Origin of the sequence: Pseudomonas lini, from assembly GCF_030812475.1 — a bacterium.
In the GTDB taxonomy this organism is placed as follows: Bacteria; Pseudomonadota; Gammaproteobacteria; order Pseudomonadales; family Pseudomonadaceae; genus Aquipseudomonas; species Aquipseudomonas lini_A.
Window position 1 is genome coordinate 111,804 of record NZ_JAUSSR010000012.1, and the last position, 22,234, is coordinate 134,037.

Annotated in this window: 15 protein-coding genes and 1 pseudogene; 8 read left to right on the top strand and 8 right to left on the bottom strand. The window is 61.0% G+C overall.

The window, feature by feature from the left end:
- The first annotated feature begins 6 nt into the window (after positions 1-6).
- The 4 genes from ptsP (at position 7) to J2W17_RS22485 (ending at position 7,282) form a co-directional block, all read left to right on the top strand.
- Complete coding sequence (gene ptsP / locus J2W17_RS22470; protein WP_307339569.1) at positions 7-2,868, top strand: phosphoenolpyruvate--protein phosphotransferase; 2,862 nt, start codon at positions 7-9, stop codon at positions 2,866-2,868.
- On the top strand, positions 2,868-3,809 hold the full coding sequence (pfkB, locus tag J2W17_RS22475) for a 1-phosphofructokinase (protein WP_307339572.1): 942 nt from the start codon (positions 2,868-2,870) through the stop codon (positions 3,807-3,809). The genes ptsP and pfkB overlap by 1 nt, the downstream gene beginning before the upstream one ends.
- Before the next feature lie 11 nt (positions 3,810-3,820).
- Complete coding sequence (locus J2W17_RS22480) at positions 3,821-5,560, top strand: PTS fructose-like transporter subunit IIB (RefSeq protein ID WP_307339575.1); 1,740 nt, start codon at positions 3,821-3,823, stop codon at positions 5,558-5,560.
- Positions 5,561-5,740: 180 nt separating this feature from the next.
- Positions 5,741-7,282 carry an alkaline phosphatase D family protein gene (locus J2W17_RS22485; RefSeq protein ID WP_307339578.1) on the top strand — a complete coding sequence of 514 codons (1,542 nt, stop codon included), beginning with the start codon at positions 5,741-5,743 and terminating at the stop codon, positions 7,280-7,282.
- Between the two features lie 148 nt (positions 7,283-7,430).
- Here J2W17_RS22485 and J2W17_RS22490 read toward each other — a convergent pair whose 3' ends face one another.
- Positions 7,431-9,959: a sulfite reductase flavoprotein subunit alpha gene (locus tag J2W17_RS22490; RefSeq protein ID WP_307339580.1), complete on the bottom strand. Its 2,529-nt coding sequence runs from the start codon at positions 9,957-9,959 to the stop codon at positions 7,431-7,433.
- Positions 9,960-10,325: 366 nt separating this feature from the next.
- A complete protein-coding gene (locus tag J2W17_RS22500; RefSeq protein WP_307339583.1) occupies positions 10,326-12,656 on the bottom strand; it encodes a TonB-dependent receptor in 2,331 nt (776 codons plus the stop codon).
- Positions 12,657-12,862: 206 nt separating this feature from the next.
- On the opposite strand from J2W17_RS22500, the gene J2W17_RS22505 reads away from it, so the two are divergent.
- From J2W17_RS22505 to J2W17_RS22515, 3 genes are all read left to right on the top strand, one after another.
- Positions 12,863-13,543 (top strand): Fe2+-dependent dioxygenase, encoded by a 681-nt coding sequence (locus J2W17_RS22505; RefSeq protein WP_307339586.1) that lies wholly within the window; start codon positions 12,863-12,865, stop codon positions 13,541-13,543.
- Positions 13,540-14,307 (top strand): tetratricopeptide repeat protein, encoded by a 768-nt coding sequence (locus J2W17_RS22510; RefSeq protein WP_307339589.1) that lies wholly within the window; start codon positions 13,540-13,542, stop codon positions 14,305-14,307. The genes J2W17_RS22505 and J2W17_RS22510 overlap by 4 nt, the downstream gene beginning before the upstream one ends.
- A gap of 124 nt (positions 14,308-14,431) precedes the next feature.
- Positions 14,432-15,490 (top strand): IS110 family transposase, encoded by a 1,059-nt coding sequence (locus tag J2W17_RS22515; RefSeq protein ID WP_307339839.1) that lies wholly within the window; start codon positions 14,432-14,434, stop codon positions 15,488-15,490.
- A 414-nt stretch (positions 15,491-15,904) separates the two neighbouring features.
- On the opposite strand, the gene J2W17_RS22520 is transcribed toward J2W17_RS22515, so the two are convergent.
- The gene (locus J2W17_RS22520) at positions 15,905-17,068 is read right to left on the bottom strand and encodes a type III PLP-dependent enzyme (RefSeq protein WP_307339592.1); all 1,164 of its coding nucleotides are present in this window, start codon (positions 17,066-17,068) and stop codon (positions 15,905-15,907) included.
- 328 nt (positions 17,069-17,396) lie between these two features.
- On the opposite strand from J2W17_RS22520, the pseudogene J2W17_RS22525 reads away from it, so the two are divergent.
- A pseudogene (locus tag J2W17_RS22525) lies at positions 17,397-17,710 on the top strand (transposase); the annotation flags it as partial.
- A gap of 166 nt (positions 17,711-17,876) precedes the next feature.
- Here the strand turns inward: J2W17_RS22525 and J2W17_RS22530 are convergent.
- The 5 genes from J2W17_RS22530 to J2W17_RS22550 form a co-directional block, all read right to left on the bottom strand.
- Positions 17,877-18,233: a hypothetical protein gene (locus J2W17_RS22530; RefSeq protein ID WP_307339594.1), complete on the bottom strand. Its 357-nt coding sequence runs from the start codon at positions 18,231-18,233 to the stop codon at positions 17,877-17,879.
- A gap of 242 nt (positions 18,234-18,475) precedes the next feature.
- On the bottom strand, positions 18,476-19,633 hold the full coding sequence (locus J2W17_RS22535) for an osmoprotectant ABC transporter ATP-binding protein OsmV (protein ID WP_307339597.1): 1,158 nt from the start codon (positions 19,631-19,633) through the stop codon (positions 18,476-18,478).
- The gene (locus J2W17_RS22540) at positions 19,630-20,283 is read right to left on the bottom strand and encodes an ABC transporter permease (protein WP_307339599.1); all 654 of its coding nucleotides are present in this window, start codon (positions 20,281-20,283) and stop codon (positions 19,630-19,632) included. Before J2W17_RS22540 ends, J2W17_RS22535 begins: the two co-directional genes overlap by 4 nt.
- 12 nt (positions 20,284-20,295) lie before the next feature.
- Entirely contained in the window at positions 20,296-21,189 is an 894-nt protein-coding gene (locus J2W17_RS22545; protein WP_307339602.1) for a glycine betaine ABC transporter substrate-binding protein, read from the bottom strand.
- 20 nt (positions 21,190-21,209) lie between these two features.
- Positions 21,210-21,926, bottom strand: coding sequence for an ABC transporter permease (locus tag J2W17_RS22550; RefSeq protein WP_128871943.1), 717 nt, complete (start codon positions 21,924-21,926; stop codon positions 21,210-21,212).
- Positions 21,927-22,234: the final 308 nt, after the last annotated feature.

Below are 22,234 nucleotides of genomic sequence, written 5' to 3' on the forward strand. Positions count from 1 at the left end.
GAAAGCATGCTCGAGCTCACCATAGAGCAGATTTCCATGGGCCAGTCGGCTGTGGATAAGTCCACGGCGTTGCACCTTCTGGCCCAGCACCTGGTCGCCGATGGGTTGGTGGCCGAGGGTTATCTCGCCGGTTTGCAAGCCCGCGAAGCCCAGGGCTCGACCTTTCTCGGTCAAGGTATTGCCATCCCCCACGGTACTCCGGAAACCCGCGATCAGGTGTTTTCCACCGGCGTGCGGCTGATGCAATTTCCCGAGGGCGTGGATTGGGGCGACGGTCAGATCGTCTACCTGGCGATCGGGATTGCGGCCAAATCCGACGAACACCTGCGCCTGCTGCAATTGCTGACCCGTGCCCTCGGCGAGACCGATCTGGGTCAGGCCCTGCGTCGCGCCAGTTCCGCCGAAGCCTTGTTGAAATTGCTGCAAGGCGCGCCGCAAGAGCTGGCGCTGGATGCACAGATGATCGGCCTCGGTGTGTCTGCCGATGATTTCGAAGAGCTGGTCTGGCGTGGTGCGCGTTTACTGCGTCAGGCCGACTGCGTGAGCAACGGTTTCTCCGCAGTATTGCAACAGGTCGAAGCGCTGCCGCTGGGCGATGGCCTGTGGTGGCTGCACAGTGAGCAAACGGTCAAGCGTCCGGGCCTGGCCTTCGTCACCCCGGACAAGCCGATGCGCTACCTCGGTCAGCCATTGAGCGGTCTGTTCTGCCTGGCCAGTCTCGGTGAAGCCCATCAGGCGTTGCTGGAGCGGCTCTGTGCATTATTGATCGAAGGTCGGGGCCATGAATTGGGCCGCGCCACCAGTAGCCGCAAAGTCCTCGAAGTGCTCGGTGGTGAACTGCCGGCGGACTGGCCGAGCGCGCGCATCGCCCTGGCGAACGCCCACGGACTGCATGCGCGGCCAGCGAAAATCCTCGCGCAACTGGCAAAAAGTTTCGAAGGCGAAATTCGCGTGCGCATCGTCGATGGCCAGGACAGCGCGGTGTCGGTGAAGAGCTTGAGCAAGCTGCTCAGCCTCGGTGCCCGGCGCGGTCAGGTGCTGGAGTTGATTGCCGAGCCGAGCATTGCCGCCGATGCCTTGCCGGCGTTGCTGGCGGCTATTGAAGAAGGCCTCGGTGAAGAGGTCGAGCCGCTGCCGGCCGTGAGCCAGCAGCGCGAAGTCCTCACCGAGATCGCCGAAGTATTGCTCGCGCCAGCCTCCGGCAGCCTGGTTCAGGCCATCGCGGCGGCACCGGGCATCGCCATCGGCCCGGCGCATATTCAAGTGCTGCAAACCATCGATTACCCGCTGCGCGGAGAATCCGCCGCCATCGAGCGCGAGCGGCTCCAGCAGGCGCTGACGCAGGTGCGTCGCGACATCGAAGGCTTGATCGAGCGCAGCAAATCCAAGGCGATTCGCGAGATTTTCATCACCCACCAGGAAATGCTCGACGACCCGGAATTGACCGATGAAGTCGACACCCGTCTCAAGCAGGGCGAAAGCGCCGAAGCGGCGTGGATGGCGGTGATTGAAGCAGCGGCCAAACAGCAGGAATCGTTGCAGGACGCCTTGCTCGCCGAACGTGCCGCCGACTTGCGCGACATCGGTCGTCGGGTGCTGGCGCAACTCTGTGGCGTCGAAACCCCGAGCGAGCCCGAGCAACCGTACATTCTGGTGATGGATGAAGTCGGTCCGTCGGACGTGGCCCGTCTCGACCCGACCCGCGTCGCCGGCATCCTCACCGCCCGTGGCGGTGCCACCGCCCACAGCGCCATCGTCGCCAGGGCGCTGGGTATTCCGGCGTTGGTGGGCGCGGGTGCGGCGGTATTGCTGCTGGCGCCGGGCACGCCGTTGCTGATCGATGGCCAGCGCGGTCGCCTGCACGTGGATGCCGATGCTGCAACCCTGCAGCGCGCCACCGAAGAACGTGACACCCGCGAGCAACGCCTGAAGGCCGCCGCCGAACAACGCCATCAACCGGCATTGACCACCGACGGCCACGCCGTGGAAGTGTTCGCCAACATCGGTGAAAGCGCCGGCGTCACCAGCGCGGTGGAGCAGGGCGCCGAAGGCATCGGCCTGCTGCGCACCGAGCTGATCTTCATGGCTCATTCGCAAGCGCCGGATGAGGCCACGCAGGAAGTCGAATACCGGCGCGTGCTCGATGGCCTGGCCGGTCGGCCGCTGGTGGTGCGCACCCTCGATGTCGGTGGCGACAAGCCGCTGCCGTATTGGCCGATCGCCAAAGAGGAAAACCCGTTCCTGGGCGTGCGCGGTATTCGCCTGACCCTGCAACGTCCGCTCATCATGGAAGCGCAATTGCGCGCCTTGCTCCGCGCCGCCGATAACCGTCCGCTGCGCATCATGTTTCCCATGGTCGGCAGCGTCGATGAGTGGCGCCAGGCCCGGGACATGACCGAACGCCTGCGCCTGGAAATCCCCGTGGCCGATCTGCAATTGGGGATTATGATCGAAGTGCCCTCGGCGGCCTTGTTGGCGCCGGTGCTGGCCAGGGAAGTCGACTTCTTCAGCGTCGGCACCAACGACCTGACTCAGTACACCCTGGCCATCGACCGTGGCCATCCAACCTTGTCGGCCCAGGCTGACGGCTTGCACCCGGCGGTGCTGCAACTGATCGACATCACCGTGCGGGCGGCCCATGCCCATGGCAAGTGGGTCGGCGTGTGCGGCGAGCTGGCGGCCGACCCGCTGGCAGTGCCGGTGCTGGTCGGGCTGGGCGTGGATGAGCTCAGCGTGTCGGGCCGCAGCATTGCCGAGGTCAAGGCACGCATCCGCGAGCTCAGCCTGACCCAGACTCAAACCCTTGCCCAGCAGGCCCTGGCCGTGGGCAGCGCGAATGAAGTGCGCGCATTAGTGGAGGCCCTGTAATGGCCAAGATCTTGACCCTGACCCTCAATCCGGCGCTGGACCTCACCGTCCAGTTGCCGCGCCTGGAACCCGGCCAGGTGAACCGTAGCGACGAGATGCACACCCACGCCGCCGGCAAGGGGGTGAACGTGGCGCAGGTGCTGGCAGACCTCGGGCATCAGCTCACGGTCAGCGGTTTTCTCGGCGAAGACAATCCCCAGGCATTCGAAACCCTGTTCGCCAGGCGCGGTTTTGTCGACGCCTTCATTCGTGTCCCCGGCGAAACCCGCAGCAACATCAAGTTGGCGGAAAGCGATGGGCGCATCACCGATATCAATGGTCCCGGTCCCTTGGTCAGTGCAGCGGCGCAACAGGCGCTGCTCGATCGACTGGAGCAACTGGCGCCCGGTCATGATGCGGTTGTGGTTGCTGGCAGTCTGCCCAAAGGCATCAGCCCCGAGTGGCTGCAGGCATTGATAGTGCGCTTGAACAACCTCGGGCTGAACGTGGCACTGGACTCCAGCGGTGAAGCCCTGCGTGCCGGGCTCAAGGCAGCGCCGTGGCTGATCAAGCCCAACACCGAAGAGCTGGCCGACGTACTGGGTTGCGAAGTGGTTTCGGTCGCTGCCCAGGCCGAAGCCGCGAGCCGCTTGCACGCTCAGGGCATCGAACACGTGGTGATTTCTCACGGGGCGGAGGGTGTGAACTGGTTCAGTGTCGGATCTGCCATGCATGCCACGCCGCCCAAGGTCAGCGTTGTCAGCACCGTGGGTGCTGGCGACTCATTATTGGCCGGCATGCTCCATGGTTTGCTCAGCGCCGACACCCCTGAACAGACCCTGCGCACCGCCACGGCGATTGCCGCGATGGCGGTCACCCAGATCGGTTTCGGCATCGGCGACGTCGCGCAATTGGCGCGGCTCGAACAGGGTGTGCGCATACGCCCCCTGACAGAACAATAAGAGGGATAGTCATGAAGTTAGCCATTGTTACGGCGTGCCCGAACGGCATGGTCACCAGTGTGCTGTGCGCCCGGCTGCTCGATGCCGCGGCCCAGCGTCAAGGCTGGAGCACCAGCGTCGAAGTCGCCGACGCCGCGCATCCGGAACGCCAATTGTCGGCGGCCACGATCGAAGCCGCCGAGTGGGTGCTGCTGGTCACCAGCGCGCCGGTGGACATGTCGCGGTTCGTCGGCAAGCGCGTGTTCCAGAGCACGCCGGCCCAGGCCCTGCAAGATGTCGAGGCGGTGCTGCGTCGCGGCGCTGAAGAAGCCACGGTTTACGTCGCTCCCGAGGTCGTCGCCGAGCCGGCTGCCGCCACCAGGAACGCACCACGCCTGGTGGCAGTGACCGCCTGTCCGACCGGTGTCGCGCACACCTTCATGGCCGCCGAAGCTTTGCAGCAGGCCGCCAAGCGACTGGGTTACGACCTGCAAGTGGAAACCCAGGGCTCGGTCGGCGCGCGCAATCCGTTGAGCGCCGACGCCATTGCCGATGCCGATGTGGTGTTGCTGGCGGCGGACATCGAAGTCGCCACCGAGCGCTTCGCCGGCAAGAAGATTTACCGTTGCGGCACCGGCATTGCCCTCAAACAGGCCGAAGCCACGCTGAACAAAGCGCTCGCCGAAGGCAAGCAGGAAACGGCTGCCACCGGCGGCAAAGGCCCGGCCAAGCAAGAGAAGACCGGCGTTTATAAACACCTTTTGACCGGCGTGTCGTTCATGCTGCCGATGGTGGTGGCGGGCGGCCTGATGATCGCCTTGTCGTTCGTATTCGGCATCACCGCGTTCAAGGAGGAGGGCACGCTCGCGGCCGCCCTGATGCAGATCGGTGGCGAGACCGCGTTCAAGCTGATGGTGCCGTTGCTCGCGGGGTATATCGCCTACTCGATCGCCGACCGTCCCGGCCTGGCGCCGGGGATGATCGGTGGTCTGCTGGCCAGCACCCTGGGCGCCGGTTTCATCGGCGGGATCATTGCCGGCTTCATCGCCGGTTATGCGGCGCAGGCGATCAATCGCTATGCGCGCTTGCCGCAGAGTCTCGAAGCGCTGAAGCCGATCCTGATCATCCCGTTGCTGGCGAGCCTGTTCACCGGTCTGGTGATGATCTACGTGGTCGGCAAACCGGTGGCCGGGATGCTCACCGGGCTCACGCACTTCCTCGACAGCATGGGCACCACTAACGCGATCCTGCTCGGTGTGCTGCTGGGCAGCATGATGTGCGTCGACCTCGGCGGACCAATCAACAAGGCCGCCTACGCTTTTTCGGTGGGGCTGCTGGCGTCGCAGAGTTATGCACCGATGGCCGCGACCATGGCCGCGGGCATGGTGCCGCCGATCGGTCTTGGCATCGCCACGTTCATTGCCCGGCGCAAGTTTGCCCAGACTGAACGCGAGGCCGGTAAAGCGGCGTTGGTGTTGGGGCTGTGCTTTATCTCCGAAGGCGCGATTCCGTTTGCCGCCAAAGACCCGTTGCGGGTGATCCCGGCGAGCATTGCCGGTGGTGCGCTGACGGGGGCGTTGTCGATGTACTTCGGCTGCAAACTGATGGCGCCCCATGGTGGGTTGTTCGTGCTGGCGATTCCGAATGCAATCAATCATGCCTTGTTGTATCTGCTGGCGATTGTGGCCGGGAGTCTGCTGACGGCGGTGGCGTATGCGCTGCTGAAGCGGCCGGAAGTGGTGGAGATGGCGCTGGAACCCGCCAAGGCCTGACCCCCCTCACCCCCTGTAGGAGCGAGCTTGCTCGCGATGGTCGTTAACGATAACGCTTGAAACCTGACACCCCGTGGCGTTCTCTGGTTTTTCGCGAGCAAGCTCGCTCCTACAGGGGATCGCATTTCACGTCAGTGTCATGCGAAGGTGCTTAAGTTTTCCTTTTTCAGGGAGAACCCCATGAGCGAATTCGACCTCGGCCGCCGTCGTGTCATGCAAGCCGTCGGTGCCGGCCTGTTGTTACCCGGCCTGGCACCCGCGGTGATTGCCTCGGTCAAGGACCGTCCGCAACTCACCGATGGCGTGCAGTCCGGCGACCTGCTGGGCGACCGGGCGATGGTCTGGAGCCGCAGCGACCGTCCGGCGCGGATGGTGGTGGAGTGGGACACCCGCAGCCTGTTCAGCAACCCCCGTCGATTCGTCTCGCCCTTGGCCGATGCAAGCACCGATTTCACCGCCCGGGTCGAACTCAGCGGCCTGCCTGCCGACCAGGCGATTTTCTATCGTGTGTCTTTCGAAGACGCCCGGAGCGGTGTTGCCAGCGAACCCTGGTTCGGTCACTTGCGCAGCGTGCCCCAGGCCCGCCGCGACATCCGCTTCGTCTGGAGCGGCGACACCGCCGGCCAGGGGTACGGCATCAACCCGGACATCGGCGGCATGCGCATCTACGAAGCCATGCGCTTGCGCCTGCCGGACTTTTTTATCCACAGCGGCGACACCATCTATGCCGACGGCCCGGTGCCGGCGCAGTTGATGACCGAGAGTGGTCGCCTGTGGCGCAATATCACCAGCGAAGCCAAGAGCAAAGTCGCCGAGACCCTCGACGATTACCGTGGCAATTACCGCTACAACCTGATGGATGAAAACATCCGTCGCTTCAACGCCGAAGTGCCGCAGATCTGGCAGTGGGACGACCACGAAGTGGTGAACAACTGGTCGCCGGGCAAGCAGCTGGACCAGCGTTACAACATCAAGGATATCCACAGCCTGGTCAGTCGCGGGCGCCAGGCCTGGCTGGAATATGCGCCGATGCGATGGCAGGATGCCGATGGCGGTGGGCGGATTTATCGCAAGCTCGGTTACGGCCCGTTGCTCGACGTGTTCGTACTCGACATGCGCAGTTATCGTGGGGCGAATGACGACAACCTGGGCGCCGCCAAACCCTTCCTCGGACGTGAACAACTGGACTGGCTCAAGCGCGAATTGAAAGGCTCCAGTGCCCAGTGGAAAGTCATCGCCGCCGACATGCCGATTGGCCTGAGTGTCTCTGATGGTGAAGTCAGCCCGGGCGTGGCGCGCTGGGAAGCCGTGGCCAATGGCGATCCGGGACCGGCCCAGGGGCGCGAACTGGAGATTGCCGAATTGCTCGGTTTCCTGCGAGCGCAGCAGGTGCGCAACTACGTCTGGCTGACGGCGGATGTGCATTACTGCGCGGCCCATCACTACCACCCGGACCGTGCGGCGTTTCAGGACTTTGAACCGTTCTGGGAATTTGTCGCCGGGCCGCTGAATGCGGGGAGTTTCGGCCCTGACCCACTGGATAAAACCTTTGGCCCGCAAGTGGTGCTCGAAAAGGCACCATCGGCTCAGAACGCTTCACCCTTTGCCGGATTTCAGTTTTTTGGCGAAGTGAATATCGATGGGCAGACGGGGGAGTTGAGTGTGGTGTTGCGGGATCTGGATGGGGTGGGGGTGTTTGAGCAGAAGCTGCAGCCGGTCTGAGTCCAGCATAATCAGCAGGCCAACACCGGACCCTTGTAGGAGCGAGCTTGCTCGCGATGGACTCAAGAGCGCCGCGTTTAATCAGTAAACACGCGTTATCGTTAACGACCATCGCGAGCAAGCTCGCTCCTACAGGGAGTGTGGTGGGTCAGTAAACGTCGCGGCGGTAGCGGCCTTCCTCGATAAGGCGGTCGACCTCCTCGATTCCGAGCACTTCATTGAGCACGTGATCCACCCCTGACGCCATGCCCTGCAAGCTGCCGCAGATGTAAATGACTGCGCCGTCCGCCAGCCATTGCTTCAGTTCCGTTGCCGACTCGCGCAGTAGATCCTGCACGTAGATCTTCTCGGCCTGATCCCGCGAGAACGCCAGGTCCAACCGTTCCAGATCGCCCGAAATCAGCCATTCTTCAAGCTCATCGCGGCACAGGTAGTCGTGCTCGCGGTTGCGTTCTCCGAACAACAGCCAATGGCGCTGCTGCCCATCGGCAATCCGCGCCTTGAGCAAGCTGCGCAGGCCCGCCAGCCCGGTACCGTTGCCCAGCAGAATCATGGGCACCGGCTCGGTCGGCAGATGGAAACCGCTGTTGCGCCGTACCCGCAGGCTGACGGTGCCGCCCACCGGCACGTGTTCGGTCAGCCAGCCGGAGCCTATGCCGAGACTGCCGTCGGGATGCAGTTCCTGGCGCACGATCAGTTCCAAAACGCCATCGGCGGCAATCGAAGCAATGGAGTATTCGCGCATGGCCAACGGCACCAGGGCGTCCACCAGCGCTTGCGCGTGCAGACCGACCAGATGGGCGCGGTTCTCGGGCAACTGTCGGCTGGCCAGGGCTTGCTCCAGCGGTTGCGACAGGTTATCGAGCGTCACTGTGGCTCGACCGTCGATGCCCAGGCCATCGAGGAAGTGCTCGATCGCCCACGGGCAATTGCGCGGCAGGACTTCCACCAGGTCACCGGCCAGCCAGCTGCTGGTGGTAGGGGCGGCGAGGCCCAGCAAATACACGCCCGTGGCGCTGCTGTCAGGGTTGAGCAAATCCCGGCGAACCAGGGTCCAGTGGTCATAGCCGGGCGCTTGCCAGGTGTCCACGGGCGCCTGTCCGGTCACCAGGCCGAGTTGCTGCTGCCAGTGACGCAAGGCGTAGGGGTCGCCGCTGTCGACTTCCACCGGGGCGAACAGGGTCTTGCCGCCGTGCTCGCCCAGCCAGGTGTGCAGGCGTCGGGCGAAACCGCAGAAGTGCTGGTACTGCCGATCACCGAGGCCGAGCACTGCATAGTTCAGGCTTTCCAGGCTCGGCCCCTGGCCCAGCACCTTGCGCTCGAAGCCCCGGGCGCTGTCCGGCGCTTCGCCGTCGCCGAAGGTGCTGACCACGAACAGCGCGTTGCTGGAATCGCACAGATCCTGCTCACTGACATCCGCCAGGGGTTGAACCTTTACCGGCAGGCCGGCGGCCTGCAATTGGCCGGCGGTCTGCCACGCCAATTGCTCTGCAAACCCGCTCTGGCTGGCGAAACCGATCAACCAGGCCGGCGTATTGCTACCCGATTGCGCAAGATTTTTGCGGGCTTCTCTGATGTGCTTTTTCTTGCGTCGACGATCGAGGTACAACAGCCAGCCCGTGACGAAAAACAACGGCATGGTCAGCGCGCTGAGTGTCAGGACGATCCGCCCGACGATACCGAAGTAGCTGCCGACGTGCAGCGCGTAGATGCTGGTCAGCAACTGCGCCTTGAGGCTCTTGTCGCTGTAGCGGTCATGGCGTTTGACGATGCCGGTGGCCGGATCGAGGCTGATCTGGTTCAGTGCCCGGTCATGGGGGGAGCTGTTCAACAGATAGAACACGGTCGCCGGTTGCCCGGCCACTGGCGGCATACGAATGTTGTAGGCACTCAGGGCCGGGCCGGCGACGCTGTAGATGCTGCTCCACATCGCGGCGTAATCGGCGGTCGGTGCCGGGCCGGCTGGCGCAGGACCACGGCCGCCGCGAACACGCTCGTTCTGCGGTGAATCGGACAGCAGCCGCGTCAGGCCCTTGTTGTACCACTCATAGGACCAGGACAACCCGGTCAGCGCCGCCAGGAGGTAAAACACCAGGCACCAGGTGCCCGCCACCGAGTGCAAATCCCAATTGAAGCTGCGACCTTTTTTCTTCCAGTCGAGGGTCAGCCAGGCCCGCCAGCTGTTCCACTGGCGGGGCCACCGCAGGTAGAGACCCGAGAGGCAGAAGAACACCAGGATCAGCGTACAGGCGCCGGTGATCTGCCGGCCGGTATCGCCCATCGCGAGGAAACGGTGCAGCTGCAGCATGAAGCCGAAGAAGTCTTGGCCGATGGCATCGCCCACGAATTCGGCGGTGTACGGGTTGAAGTAGCGCATCTCGCCGCGGCGCTCACCCGGTGGCGGGGTGAAGGACACTCGCGCGGCGTTTGCGCTATCGGTCTCGACCCAGAGCATCGCCACTTTCTTGCCCGAGGCGCCTTCGATTTTTTCCACCAGTTCGGCGGGCGGCAGGACGCCGGCGACCTGCTTCTCGACCTGCAACACGCTCGGGTTCAGCACGCTCAGGATTTCGTCCTGAAACGAGACCGTCGCCCCGGTAATGCCCATCAGGGCCAGGACCAGCCCGGCGCTGATGCCGAAAAACCAGTGCAACTGGAACAGGGTTTTCTTCAACACGTCGCTCGCCTTGTTCGTTCGTAAATGATCATCACGGCGCGCATTATGCCGTGGGTGGTCGAGAAGCATTCTGTTTTACGCACAAAGGCCCCGTTCATCTGGATGAACGGGGCCTGGCCCAACGCCGATACTGTAGGAGCGAGCTCGCTCGCGAAAAAACCGAGAACGACGCGGGGTGTCAGATTCCCCGCATCATCGTTGACGACCATCGCGAGCAAGCTCGCTCCTACAAAGGTTGGGCTCACTGTAGGAGCGAGCTCGCTCGCGAAAAACCCGAGAGCGCTGCGGGGTGTCAGGTGTATCGCGTCATCGTTGACATCCATCGTCGGAACGCCGCCCGGAGCAAGCTCGCTCCTACAGGTTCTATCAGAAGTGGAAGTTGGTGCTCAGCAACGCGGTACGGCCTGCCGCCTGGTTGGCGAAGTGGGTCGAGAACGCTTTGTCGTAATAGGTTTCGTCGGTCAGGTTCTGCACGTTCAGCTGCAGGTCGACGTTTTTGGTCAGCTTGTAGGCCACCATCGCGTCGTAACGCACATAGTCATCCACCATGGTGGTGTTGGCCACGCTACCGAAGACGTCGTCGACGTAGAACGCTCCACCACCGATAGTCAGCTTCGGCGTGACCTGGTAGGTCGTCCAGAGGCTGGCGCTGTTTTTCGGCGTGTTAGGCAGTTCGTTGCCGTCGTTTGCTGCACCCAACGGGCCGCCATCGACTTGCTCGCTGTCCATGTAGGCATAACCGGCGAAGACTTGCCATTTGTCGGTGATCTTGCCGGTGGCCGACAGTTCGACACCTTGAACCCGGGTTTTACCTGCGTTTTCATAAGACGTGGTGTCGACTTGTACCCGGGCGTTGTCCTTCTCGGTGCGGAAGATATCGGCGGTCAGGGACAGGCGATCGTTGAGCAGATCCCACTTGGTGCCGATCTCGTAGTTCTTGGTGGTTTCCGGCTCCATGTCACTGCTTAGCAGGTTGCCGTTGCGATCCGGAGTGCCGCTCAGCGGGTTGCCTTCCTGGCCTTCACCCAAGGTGTTGCCCGGTGGGGTGGCGGAGGTGGCGTACGAGGCATAGATGCTGCCGTTTTCAGCCGGCTTGTAGATCACGCCGAACTGACCGGTGACGAACTCGCTCGTGTCATCGCCCTTGGACGTGGTGTTGCCGGCCGCCGTGTAGGTCTTGTACTTGGTGTCGAAATGGTCGTAACGCAGGCCCATGTTCACCAGCCACTGCTCGGACAACTCCAGGGTGTCGAACACGTACAGCGCGCGGGTGGTGCTGGAGGTGTCGGTGCCGGCGTAGTTGCGAGAAATCGCACCGTTCCACGGGTCGTTCGGGTTCGGGCTGGACAGCGAGGTGCAGTTGTAACCGCTTGGCGCGCCGATCAGGGCCGGGGTGCAGTTGGTACCTGATGGAGTCGCAGGCGTCGTTGGCGTCAGTGGCGTAGTGTCGGTGTTGACGTTGTACGAGGATTTTTCGCTGTCCTCGTGGCTCAACTCGATACCGGTGGAGAAGTTGTTCTTGAAGCCTGCGATGTAAAACTCACCAAACAGATCGGTCTGGTTAGTGGTGGTCTCGGTGTTGCTGACACGGGTATTCGCCCGACGCCAGAGACTGCCGTTGTTGACGTTGCCTTTACTGTCGTCCGGCTGGGTCAGGATGTAATCCTGCATGCTGCTGCCGTGGCGCAGAGTGTTCTTGACCGTCAGCGCGTCATTCAGGTCGTGCTCGATGGCGAAGGTCGCGGTGTCGGTGCGGCCCTTGCGGAAATCGCGGTCCAAACCGTAGAAATTGCTGTCATCGCCACCGGCGTAAGGCTTGTCCGGATTGGACTTGGTGCGGGCGGCGGCAAGGCCGGCAGGAATGGTGTACGGAATGCCCGAGTCCGGGGTGTCGTTACTTTCCAGGTGGTAGTAATCGAGGTTCACGCGAGTGTCGGTGCCCAGACCGAACGCCAGCGATGGCGCAATACCCCAACGGTCGTAATCGACCTTGTCCCGGCCGGCGACGTTGCTTTCGTGGCTCATCAGGTTCAGACGGCCGGCGGCGGTGTCGGTGAACTGGTAGTTGCCGTCGAAGGTGTAGCGCTGGGTCTGGTCCGAGCCCCAAGTGAAACCACCATTGAGCGAGTCGCCCAGGTGTGCTTTTTTGCTGACCAGGTTGATGCTGCCACCGGCAGCGCCACGGCCGCCAATGGCGGAGTTCGGGCCCTTGCTGACTTCGATCGACTCGACGGCAAAAATTTCGCGGCTCTGCGAACCGGTATCGCGCACGCCGTCCAGGTAGGTGTCGCCCTGGGCATCGAAGCCACGAATGAATGGACGGTCACCCTGTGGGTTGCCGCCTTCACCGGCACCAAAGGTGATGCCGGGAACCGTGCGCAACGCGTCCTGCATGTTGAGAGCGCCGGTGTCCTTGAGAACTTGTTGCGGGATGACCGTCACCGAACGGGGGGTGTTCACCAGCGGCGCGGTGTACTTGGGCGAGGAGGCTTTCTCGACGGTGTAGGAAGTCTGGTCCTGGGCCTCGCCGGTGATCGCGGTCGCGTCCAGGGAAATGGCATTGCCCGGCGCTTTCCCGTCGGTCTTCTCTGCAGCAAAAACCATGTGGCCAGCAGAGCCGGCAGTGATCGCCACGCCAATTGCAGACGCGAGCAAGCGCGGTGAACTGACCGGTAATTGTGAGTGTTGGCGTGACATGAGCATTCCCCTCCCCAAGGATTTGAGGCCGCGGAATATAGGGTAAACAGTTATTCGTATCAATTGCGAAACATTACTATTCGCAATGAATTTACATTCTTTACAATTTACCCTTACGGTTTTTGATGTTTCATTCGTCGCCAGGGTTTTACATGGGCAATAAGAATCAATACCATTGCCATCCTTTTGCCTTCAGGTGCTTCCCCATGCTGCTGCACATTCCCGGCTTGTTCGCTAAAGAAGAAGTGCGGCGCATCCGCGAGGCTCTGGAGCAGGCCGATTGGGCGGATGGCAGGATCACTGCCGGCTATCAGTCGGCCAAGGCCAAGCACAATCTGCAACTGCCTGAAGGTCATCCGTTGGCCAAGGAAGTCGGTGAGGCGATGCTCGAACGGCTGTGGAAAAACCCGCTGTTCATGTCGGCCGCGCTGCCGCACAAGGTCTTCCCGCCGCTCCTGAATTGCTACACGGTCGGGGGCAGTTTCGATTTTCATATCGACAACGCCGTGCGCCAGCCAAAGAACAGCATCGAGCGGGTGCGCACCGATCTGTCGGCGACGCTGTTTTTCAGCGAGCCCGAGGACTATGACGGTGGCGAACTGGAAATCCAGGACACCTTCGGCACCCAACGGGTGAAGCTGCCCGCCGGCGACATGGTGCTGTACCCCGGCACCAGTCTGCACAAGGTCAACGCCGTCACCCGCGGTACGCGCTTTGCCTCGTTCTTCTGGACCCAAAGCCTGGTCCGCGAAGACAGCCAGCGCGCCTTGCTGTTCGAGATGGACGGGGCGATCCAGCAGTTGACGCAAGACCTGCCCGACCATCCTTCGCTGATCCGCCTGACCGGCACTTACCACAACCTGCTGCGCCGCTGGGTCGAGGTATGAGCTTTCAATTGCGCCGCGAAGAAGTGCTCGATGGCGATCGACTCAAGGCCATGCTCAATGAAAGTCCCGCTCGCGCGGCCCAGGCGATACTGATCGCTGCCCGTGAAGGCGTGCTCGACGCCCAGGCCTTGCTCGGGCAGATTCTGCTGGACGGGCAGGGCATCGAGCGGGATCAACCCCTGGCGATGCGCTGGTTTGCGATCGCCGCCAACGGCGGGCACCTGATGGCGCGCAACATGCTCGGCCGGTGCCATGAGCATGGCTGGGGGTGTGCGGCGAATGCTTCGGTTGCCGCACGGCATTACCGAATCGCGGCAGACGCCGGGCTGGATTGGGCGATGTACAACTTCGCCAACCTGCTGGCGACCGGGCGTGGTGTGATTGAGGATCAGCAGCAAGCGTTGAGTCTCTATCACCGCGCCGCAGAACTCGGCCACGCGAAGTCGATGAACCTGCTGGGGCGTTATCTGGAAGAAGGGCAGGTGTGCGCGCCGGATTTACCTGCCGCACGCGCCTGGTATCGACGCTCGGCGGTCGGCGGGGACTTTCGCGGGCAGTTCAGTCATGCCGCTGTGCTGACGGATGAAGGGAAGATCGAAGAGGCACTGGACTGGTTGCGCAAGGCACTGGCGGGCGGCAATCTGAATTTTTTGCGGGTGGCGAGCAAGGCGTTGCAGGAAGCGGGTGATCCGCGCATTCGCGCCCTGGCCAGCGACTATGCCCGCCGCCGCGCCGAACTGGAGCTGGAACTCGTACCCCTGTAATTGGATGGACTCGCCCAAGCCGAGGCGTCAATGCGCCACGGTGGCAGTCTAAACAGCCATCGACAGCGAGGGCGAGTCCATGAAAAATCATAGTTCGATTGATCCATCCCTGTCTTCTACCGATTTGTCGGCCTGCACAACCTTGGCGGTCGATCTGGCCAAGCAAGTCTTTCAGGTCGCCGGTGAAGATGTTCTCGGCCAGGTGAGCTACGAGCGGCGAATCAAGTCGCGCGAGGCGTTTTATGAGTTTCTCCGACAGTTGCCACCTCATGTCGTAGTTTTGATGGAGACCGGTCCAGGTGCTCAAGCCTGGGCCCGGCAGCTGCAAGAGCAAGGCAACCTGGCGCGCATCCTGCCTGCCGGTCTGGTGGCCAAACATCGCAGCGGGCCAAAAAATGATCGCAACGATGCGCTGGCGATTCTGCGGGCTAATCGCGATGAAAAAATCTGCGCAGTACCGGTCAAAAGCATTGCGGCGCTGGCGATGCAGGCGTTGCATCGCGCCCGTCAGGGCTATGTGCGTCGACGCACGGCAGTCAGTAATCAGATGCGCGGCCTGCTGCTCGAGCACGGCGTAGCCTTGGCGCAGGGCGATGTTGCGATCAGCCAGAAAATTCCGCGGGTGCTGGAAGATGCTACCCAGCCGGTGCCGGGCCTGCTGCGTGAACTGATCGACGAACTGTTGGCCGAGTGGCGCCATTTGGGCGAACGCATCAGCGTACTGACGGGACGCCTGGAAGTGGCCGCCAACGCCGACATGACGGCGAAGCGATTGATGACTGTGCGCGGCATCGGCCCCGTCACGGCCACGGCACTGGCAGCCAAGGAAACCAAGCCTGAGCGATTTCCCAATGCCCGCAAGTTTGCCGCGTACTTTGGCATGGTGCCTGACCAGCACAGCAGCGGGGAGACGATCCGGCTGGGGGACATGACCAAGCGAGGTGATGTTTATTTACGCAGCTTGATGATCCAGGGAGCCCATGCGGTGCTGCAACAACTACGACCTGATTCCCAGCAACCCGATGACCGCCGCTTGTTGCGCTGGATGAGCCGGCTGGGCCGTAAGGAGGCTGCGATCAGGCTAGCCAATCGCAACCTGCGAATCGTCTGGGTGCTTCTACAGAATGACCAGACTTATCGTCGCCACGCGGGTGATGGCCAGCAGGCGACGATGAGCCATTGAGCGACAGAGTTCTGCCACCGAGGTACTGACTGTTCGACCCTTTGCTGAAAAAAAATTGACCCCAGGTAAGACCGGCGTGGATTGATGCCTAAGCTCCTACTGGCCTTCGAGGCCTGACTGTAATGGGCATACCACGAGCTTTTCCAATTTTGGCCAGAAGCCGAAGACGGCTTCCACGAATAGGCCTGATACATAGATGCAATGGGGCGACGGTTTTTCAAAAGCGGGTAGACAGTGGGGGCGAGTCCATACATAGGAGCTGGCTTGCCAGCGAAGACGGTCTATCGGCCAATACATGTATCGCCTGACACGCCGCCTTCGCTGGCAAGCCAGCTCCTACAGGGGGGCGGTGTATTCCAGATACGAAAAAGCCCATGACACGTCATGGGCTTTTTGATTTTCAGCGTGCAGCGTTTACACGTAGAACGATTTCAGCGGCGGGAAGCCATTGAATTCAACCGCGCTGTAGCTGGTGGTGTAGGCGCCGGTCGACAACCAGTACAAACGATCACCGATCGCCAGGTTCAGCGGCAGGCCGTACTTGTAGTTTTCATACATGATGTCGGCGCTGTCGCAGGTCGGGCCGGCGATGACCACTTCTTCCATCTCGCCTTTCTTCTCGGTCCAGATCGGGAACTTGATCGCTTCGTCCATGGTTTCGATCAGGCCGGAGAACTTGCCCACGTCCGTGTACACCCAGCGCTCGACGGCGGTACGGGATTTACGCGCAACCAGTACCACTTCACTGACCAGGATGCCGGCGTTGGCGATCAGCGAACGGCCCGGTTCCAGGATGATTTCCGGCAGGTCGTCACCGAAGTCTTCCTTGAGGAAACGGATGATTTCTTCGGCGTAGGTTTCCAGGCTGTTGGTGCGGGTGATGTAGTTGGCTGGAAAGCCGCCGCCCATGTTGATCAGCTTGAGTACGATGCCGTCTTCTTCCTTCAGGCGCTCGAAGATCACTTTGACCTTGGCGATCGCCGCATCCCAGACGCTGATGTCGCGCTGTTGCGAGCCGACGTGGAACGAGATGCCGTAAGGCACCAGGCCCAGGTCACGGGCGAGGATCAGCAGGTCCATGGCCATGTCGGTCTGGCAGCCGAATTTGCGCGACAGAGGCCAGTCGGCGGTGGTCGAGCCTTCGGTGAGGATGCGCACGTAAACTTTCGAACCCGGTGCGGCCTTGGCGATGTTACGCAGGTCGGCTTCGGAGTCGGTGGAGAACAGGCGCACGCCTTTCTCGTAGAAATAACGGATGTCTTTGGATTTCTTGATGGTGTTGCCGTAGCTGATACGGTCGGCGCTGACGCCGCGGTCCATCACCTTGTCCAGCTCATAGATCGAGGCGATGTCGAAGCTCGACCCCTTGTCTTTCAACAGGTCAATGATCTCGACAGCCGGGTTGGCTTTTACCGCGTAATAGACTTTGGCGAATTCGAAACCGGCGCGCAGGTCATCGTAGGCCTGGCTGATCATCGCGGTGTCGATCACCACGAACGGGGTTTCTTGCTTGTCGGCGAACGCTTTCATTTTGTCAAAGGTGGCGCGCTCGAAATAATCTTCGACGTTGATCGACATGCTGGAGACTCCTAAGGGCAAACTGAAATTAACAATGGGTGCAAATGAACGTCCTCCGTATCCCCACTTTGGTTCGCCTACTTCCCAAGGCATGTCGCCGAAAGCAAAAAGGCCACGGGAAGCGGTGCTTTCCCTTGGCCTTGCTGTCTCGTCGTCAGTACTTGAGCCGGATGGATCGTTTCCAGCATGGACGTTCGGCGCGAACTTTAGGGCGTGAGGGGCTTGAGATCAACAAAAAATGTCGCGTTTTTGCACGCTTCCGTCGTGCGGCACCGCACAGATACCTGTGTAGCTGACAGTGATGACGGTTTTATGTTCCCCGGATGGAGGCGTGGATAAGCATCCTGAACATCAGGATCGTCAGATGATCTGGTCGATTGCCGCCCGCCGCCGCAGCATAAAAAACGCGCAAAAAAGAGTTTGATCGGGCGCATGCGTCGCAAGATCGAATACGCGAAAGCGCGAGTACGGGCGAAGGTTGAACGTCCGTTGCGGGCGATCAAACGCCGGTTTTTGGCTGTGCAAAAGCGCGCTTTCGTGGCTTGTCGAAAAAACATTGCTCAACAAACGACTTTGTTCGCGTTATCGAACCTGTGGATGATGCGAAAACGCTCGTTGAATGCAGGAGATGTGCGTTTGTAATGCGGGCTGATCGTCCTGAAAAGGGCGATTAAAGGAAGAAGTCATGAACTAAAGGTAAGGAAGAGTCTGTTTTTTGACCGATTTAGAATTATTTGAACCTCCGCAAGCGAGGGCCTCAAAAATCGGAGCTACTTCAGACCTTCCTTAGCTGGTTGGAATAACCGAATCAATCAACCACTACGACTTCCACGTTATAATCCCCTGAAACAGACGGACTGGATGTCGTAGTAACTCTAACGCTGATGGTCATGTGTTGCTGCACGTTTGTTGCTAAAACTCTTCCGTTCAAGCCCCCTCGGGGATACACCGATACCCCGGGAAGGGGATTGACTAATGCCCAGCTCCCTGACACGCCGGGTACTATGTTGCCTTGTGCATCCAGCGCATCACCGACCGGAAGTTTTTCAAGGGTGCTTCCTCGGCGAACTCTGTTCGGATTGCCAGCACCGCTGAATCGAAGTGTAACAGGAGGGCCGGCGGTGACGGTGGATTCACTCGGTGAGGTCATGTTGGAATCGTCCATTGATTACTCCTAAGGCGAATAAAGGCGGATACCTGAGTTCGTCAGTTGATCGATGGGAATGGTTAATCAACTGTTCGTCTATGTTGGAGCGAGTTATGCGAGAAAGCACCTGATAGATATGACAGTTTTAGTTGTGGATTTGGCATAAGCACGTTCTTTTTAAGATTGGTTTTATCCAGTAAGTGGTTATTTCCTGTTGATCAAAACCGCCGCTGAAGACAGACAGCGACGGCACTCTCAGATCAGGCGACCGCAGTCTCCGCAGGCGAAACAATACTGGTCTTGCCCCCACGGGACTTACCGGAACTCAGGTACTCGGCAATCGACTCCTGAGTCACTTCACCGAGGAACACCCGCTCGGCATCCATCACCGGCAGCCACGAACGGTTGAACTCGTACATGCGCGACAGCAGGATTCGCAAATGCTCGTCGTACGCCGCGGTGGCATTGAATTCGCGCCGGTATTGCGCGCAAGTGCCCGTCTGACGGTGCAGGTCGCGACGTCGTACATAACCGAGCGCTTTATTCTCAGCATCAGTGACCACCACATAACGACGGTCAAGTTCGTCCATCAATTCCAGCGCTTCGGCCACCGGGGTTTCCGGGCTCACCGACGGTGCGTTGTCCGCGGCGTCTTCGGCCTTCACCAGCAACAGACGCTTGAGCGTGCTGTCCTGGCCGACGAAGTTGCTGACAAAGTCATCCGCTGGATGCGCCAGCAGCGTATCCGGGTGGTCGATCTGCAACAGCTTGCCGGCGCGGAAGATCGCGATCTTGTCGCCCAGCTTGATCGCTTCGTCGATGTCATGGCTGACCATGATCACCGTCTTGTTCAGCGCCCGTTGCATCTCGAAGAACTCGTTCTGGATCATCTCGCGGTTGATCGGGTCGACCGCGCCGAACGGCTCGTCCATCAGCAACAGCGGCGCATCTGCCGCCAGCGCGCGAATCACGCCGATCCGCTGTTGCTGGCCACCGGACAACTCACGGGGGTAGCGAGTCAGGTACTGCTTGGGCTCAAGCTTGATCATGCTCATCAACTCGCGGGCGCGGTCGTGGCATTTCTGCTTGTCCCAGCCCAGCAGGCGCGGAACGATGGTGATGTTCTCCTCGATGGTCATGTTCGGGAACAAGCCGATCTGCTGGATCACATAGCCGATGTTGCGGCGCAGGGTCACGGCGTCGAGGTCGGTGGTGTCTTCGCCGTTGATCAGGATCTTGCCTGAGGTCGGTTTGATCAGGCGGTTGATCATCTTCAGCGTGGTGCTTTTGCCACAGCCCGATGGCCCGAGGAACACACAGATCTCGCCTTCATTGACGGTCAGGCTTACCGAGTCCACGGCTTTCACATCTTTGCCGTTGCTCTGGAAAGTCTTGCTGAGGTTTTGAAGTTCGATCATTTCAGGAGTCCTTTTGGAGTCAGCGTGCGTTGCAGCCATTGCAGAAGCAGGTCGGCGAAGATGGCCAGGAGACTGACCAGCACGGCGCCGACGATCAGCATCGACATGTCGCTGCGGCTGATGGAAGCGAGAATGAGTACACCGAGGCCGCCGGCGCCGATGGTCGCGGCGATGGTCATCACACCGATGTTCATCACGACGGCGGTGCGTACGCCGGCGAGGATCACCGGCACCGCAATGGGCAACTCGACCATGCGCAGGCGCTGGCCGAAGGTCATGCCGATGCCGCGAGCGGCTTCGCGAATGCCGGGCTCGACACCGGTCAGGGCCAGGTAGGTGTTACGCATGATCGGCAGCAGCGAGTACAGAAACACTGCAGTGATCGCCGGCATCGGGCCCAGGCCCTGGCCGAATTTGGAGTAGAACGGCAACAGCAGGCCGAACAGGGCAATCGATGGCACGGTCAGCAGCACCGTGGCGCTGGCTTGCAAGGGACCGGCGAGCGTCGGAAAACGCGTCATCAGGATACCCAGAGGCACGCCGACCAGAATCGCCAGGGTCACGGCGATGCCGACCAGGGTGATGTGCTGCCCGGTCAGTTGCAGGACCTGCGCCCAGTCGAGATGGGAAAAGGCGTTCAGAAATTCCATGTCTTTTCCTCCTTAGTTGAGTGGGTGCTGGCGCAGGAAATCGGCGGCAACGGATGAGGGGCTTTCGTGATCGACATCGACCCGTGCATTCAGCGCACGCATGGTGGCGTCATCGAACAGCTCGGCCAGCGGTTTGATTTCTTGCGCCAGTTTCGGATGGGCGTTCAGGTACTCCTGACGCACGACCGGCGCGGCGGTGTAGTCCGGGAAGTAATGCTTGTCATCTTCCAGCAGTTTGAGCTTGAAGGCGTTCAAGCGACCGTCGGTGGTGTAGACCAGACCGGCAAACACCTGACTATTGCGCAGGGCGGTGTAGACCAGTCCGGCATCCATCTGGCGGGTGTTCTTACGGGTCAGGTTCATGCCGTAGAGGTCGACCATGCCGGCCATGCCGTCTGAACGGTTGGCGAACTCGGTGTCCAGGGCGACGAGGTGGTTGGTCTTCGCCTCAGCCTGCATCACCGTGTTCAGCTCGCTGATGGTGTTGATCTGCGGATAAGCTTTCGCGGTTTTTTCCGGCAGCGCCAGGGCGTAGGTGTTGCTGAACTTCGACGGGGTGAGCCAGACCAGGCCTTTTTTTGCGTCGAGTTCTTTCACCCGGGCGTAGGACTGAGCGCTGTCGAGTTTGTCGGTAATGTGGTTGTAAGCCACCAGCGACACGCCGGTGTACTCCCATATCAGGTCCAGTTGGCCGCTTTCCTGAGCGCTGCGGGCGAGGTTGCTGCCCAGACCGCCGGTCACCTGGGTGTCGTAACCCTTGCTGCGCAGGTACTGGGAAGTGATTTCCGCCAGCAGGGTCTGTTCGGTGAACACCCGGGCGCCGATGCGGATCACGGGTTTTTCAGCGGCTTGGGCAAATCCTGCGAACAGCAGGGCGCAGCCTAGAAATAAGCATACTTTTTTCATATCGATTCCTTTGCCGAGGCTTAAGACGGGCGCAGCCCGCGTTCGAGCCAGAGGCGGCTGGCGAGTGTCACCAGGCCGTCGAGCAGCAAGGCCAGCAGGGCGGTGCAGGCCGCGCCGAGCATCAGTTGCGGCTGATTGTTCAGGGCGATGCCGGGGAAAATCAGGCTGCCCAGACTGTTGGCGCCAATCAGGAACGCCAGCGGTGCCGTCCCGACGTTGATCGCCAGGGCCACGCGCACGCCACCGATGATGATTGGCACGGCGTTTGGCAGTTCGACCCGCCACAGCACCTGAGTCGGCGTCATGCCGATCCCGACGGCCGCTTCCTTGAGCGAACCCTGGACGTTTTTCAGGCCTTCATAGGTGTTGCGCACGATCGGCAACAGCGAGGCGAGGAACAGGGCGAAGATCGCGGGGCCGCTGCCGATGCCGAGGATACCCAGGGCGATGGCCAGTACGGCGAGGGGCGGCACGGTGTTGCCGATGTTGAAGATCTGCATGAAGCGTTCAGCGCGGCCCACCATGGTCGGGCGGCTGAGGAAGATGCCGGCGGGTATGCCCACTACAAGGGCGGCCAGCATGGAAACGAGGACGAGAATCAAATGAGCTTGCAGGTAAAACAACAAATCGTCGCGGTAATGTTCGATCGTGTTGATGCCGATCCAGTGGACCAGCAGGGCCAGGAGGGCGACGACAACCGCACCTCCTATCAGCCCCTTGCCATAGCGAATAGCCACAGGCGGACTCCTTTTCTTTGTCGGCGAACGCAGTCCCGTGTGGCAATGCCATTCCTGGCTGCCGGGATAACAACGTTCGCGAGAAGCAGCTCATATACCGAGCACTTTCCCCTGTAGGAGCTGGCTTGCCAGCGAAGGACGTCAACGATGACGCGTTCGGTCTGAATGAACGCATTGGTCTGGACGTTTTTCGCGAGTAAGCCAGTTCCTACAGGTGGAAAACGTACGGCTTATCGAGCCATAAGCGCAGCCTCGTCAGGCTAACTTGCTGATTTTTCAACCCTGACGAATAGTCGTAACAGGGGAGT

Coding starts and splice junctions, on each gene's coding strand:
- ptsP (WP_307339569.1), top strand. CDS start 7: ATGCTCGAGCTCACCATAGAGCAGATTTCCATGGGCCAGTCGGCTGTG.
- pfkB (WP_307339572.1), top strand. CDS start 2,868: ATGGCCAAGATCTTGACCCTGACCCTCAATCCGGCGCTGGACCTCACC.
- J2W17_RS22480 (WP_307339575.1), top strand. CDS start 3,821: ATGAAGTTAGCCATTGTTACGGCGTGCCCGAACGGCATGGTCACCAGT.
- J2W17_RS22485 (WP_307339578.1), top strand. CDS start 5,741: ATGAGCGAATTCGACCTCGGCCGCCGTCGTGTCATGCAAGCCGTCGGT.
- J2W17_RS22500 (WP_307339583.1), bottom strand. CDS start 12,656: ATGTCACGCCAACACTCACAATTACCGGTCAGTTCACCGCGCTTGCTC.
- J2W17_RS22505 (WP_307339586.1), top strand. CDS start 12,863: ATGCTGCTGCACATTCCCGGCTTGTTCGCTAAAGAAGAAGTGCGGCGC.
- J2W17_RS22510 (WP_307339589.1), top strand. CDS start 13,540: ATGAGCTTTCAATTGCGCCGCGAAGAAGTGCTCGATGGCGATCGACTC.
- J2W17_RS22520 (WP_307339592.1), bottom strand. CDS start 17,068: ATGTCGATCAACGTCGAAGATTATTTCGAGCGCGCCACCTTTGACAAA.
- J2W17_RS22530 (WP_307339594.1), bottom strand. CDS start 18,233: ATGGACGATTCCAACATGACCTCACCGAGTGAATCCACCGTCACCGCC.
- J2W17_RS22535 (WP_307339597.1), bottom strand. CDS start 19,633: ATGATCGAACTTCAAAACCTCAGCAAGACTTTCCAGAGCAACGGCAAA.
- J2W17_RS22540 (WP_307339599.1), bottom strand. CDS start 20,283: ATGGAATTTCTGAACGCCTTTTCCCATCTCGACTGGGCGCAGGTCCTG.
- J2W17_RS22545 (WP_307339602.1), bottom strand. CDS start 21,189: ATGAAAAAAGTATGCTTATTTCTAGGCTGCGCCCTGCTGTTCGCAGGA.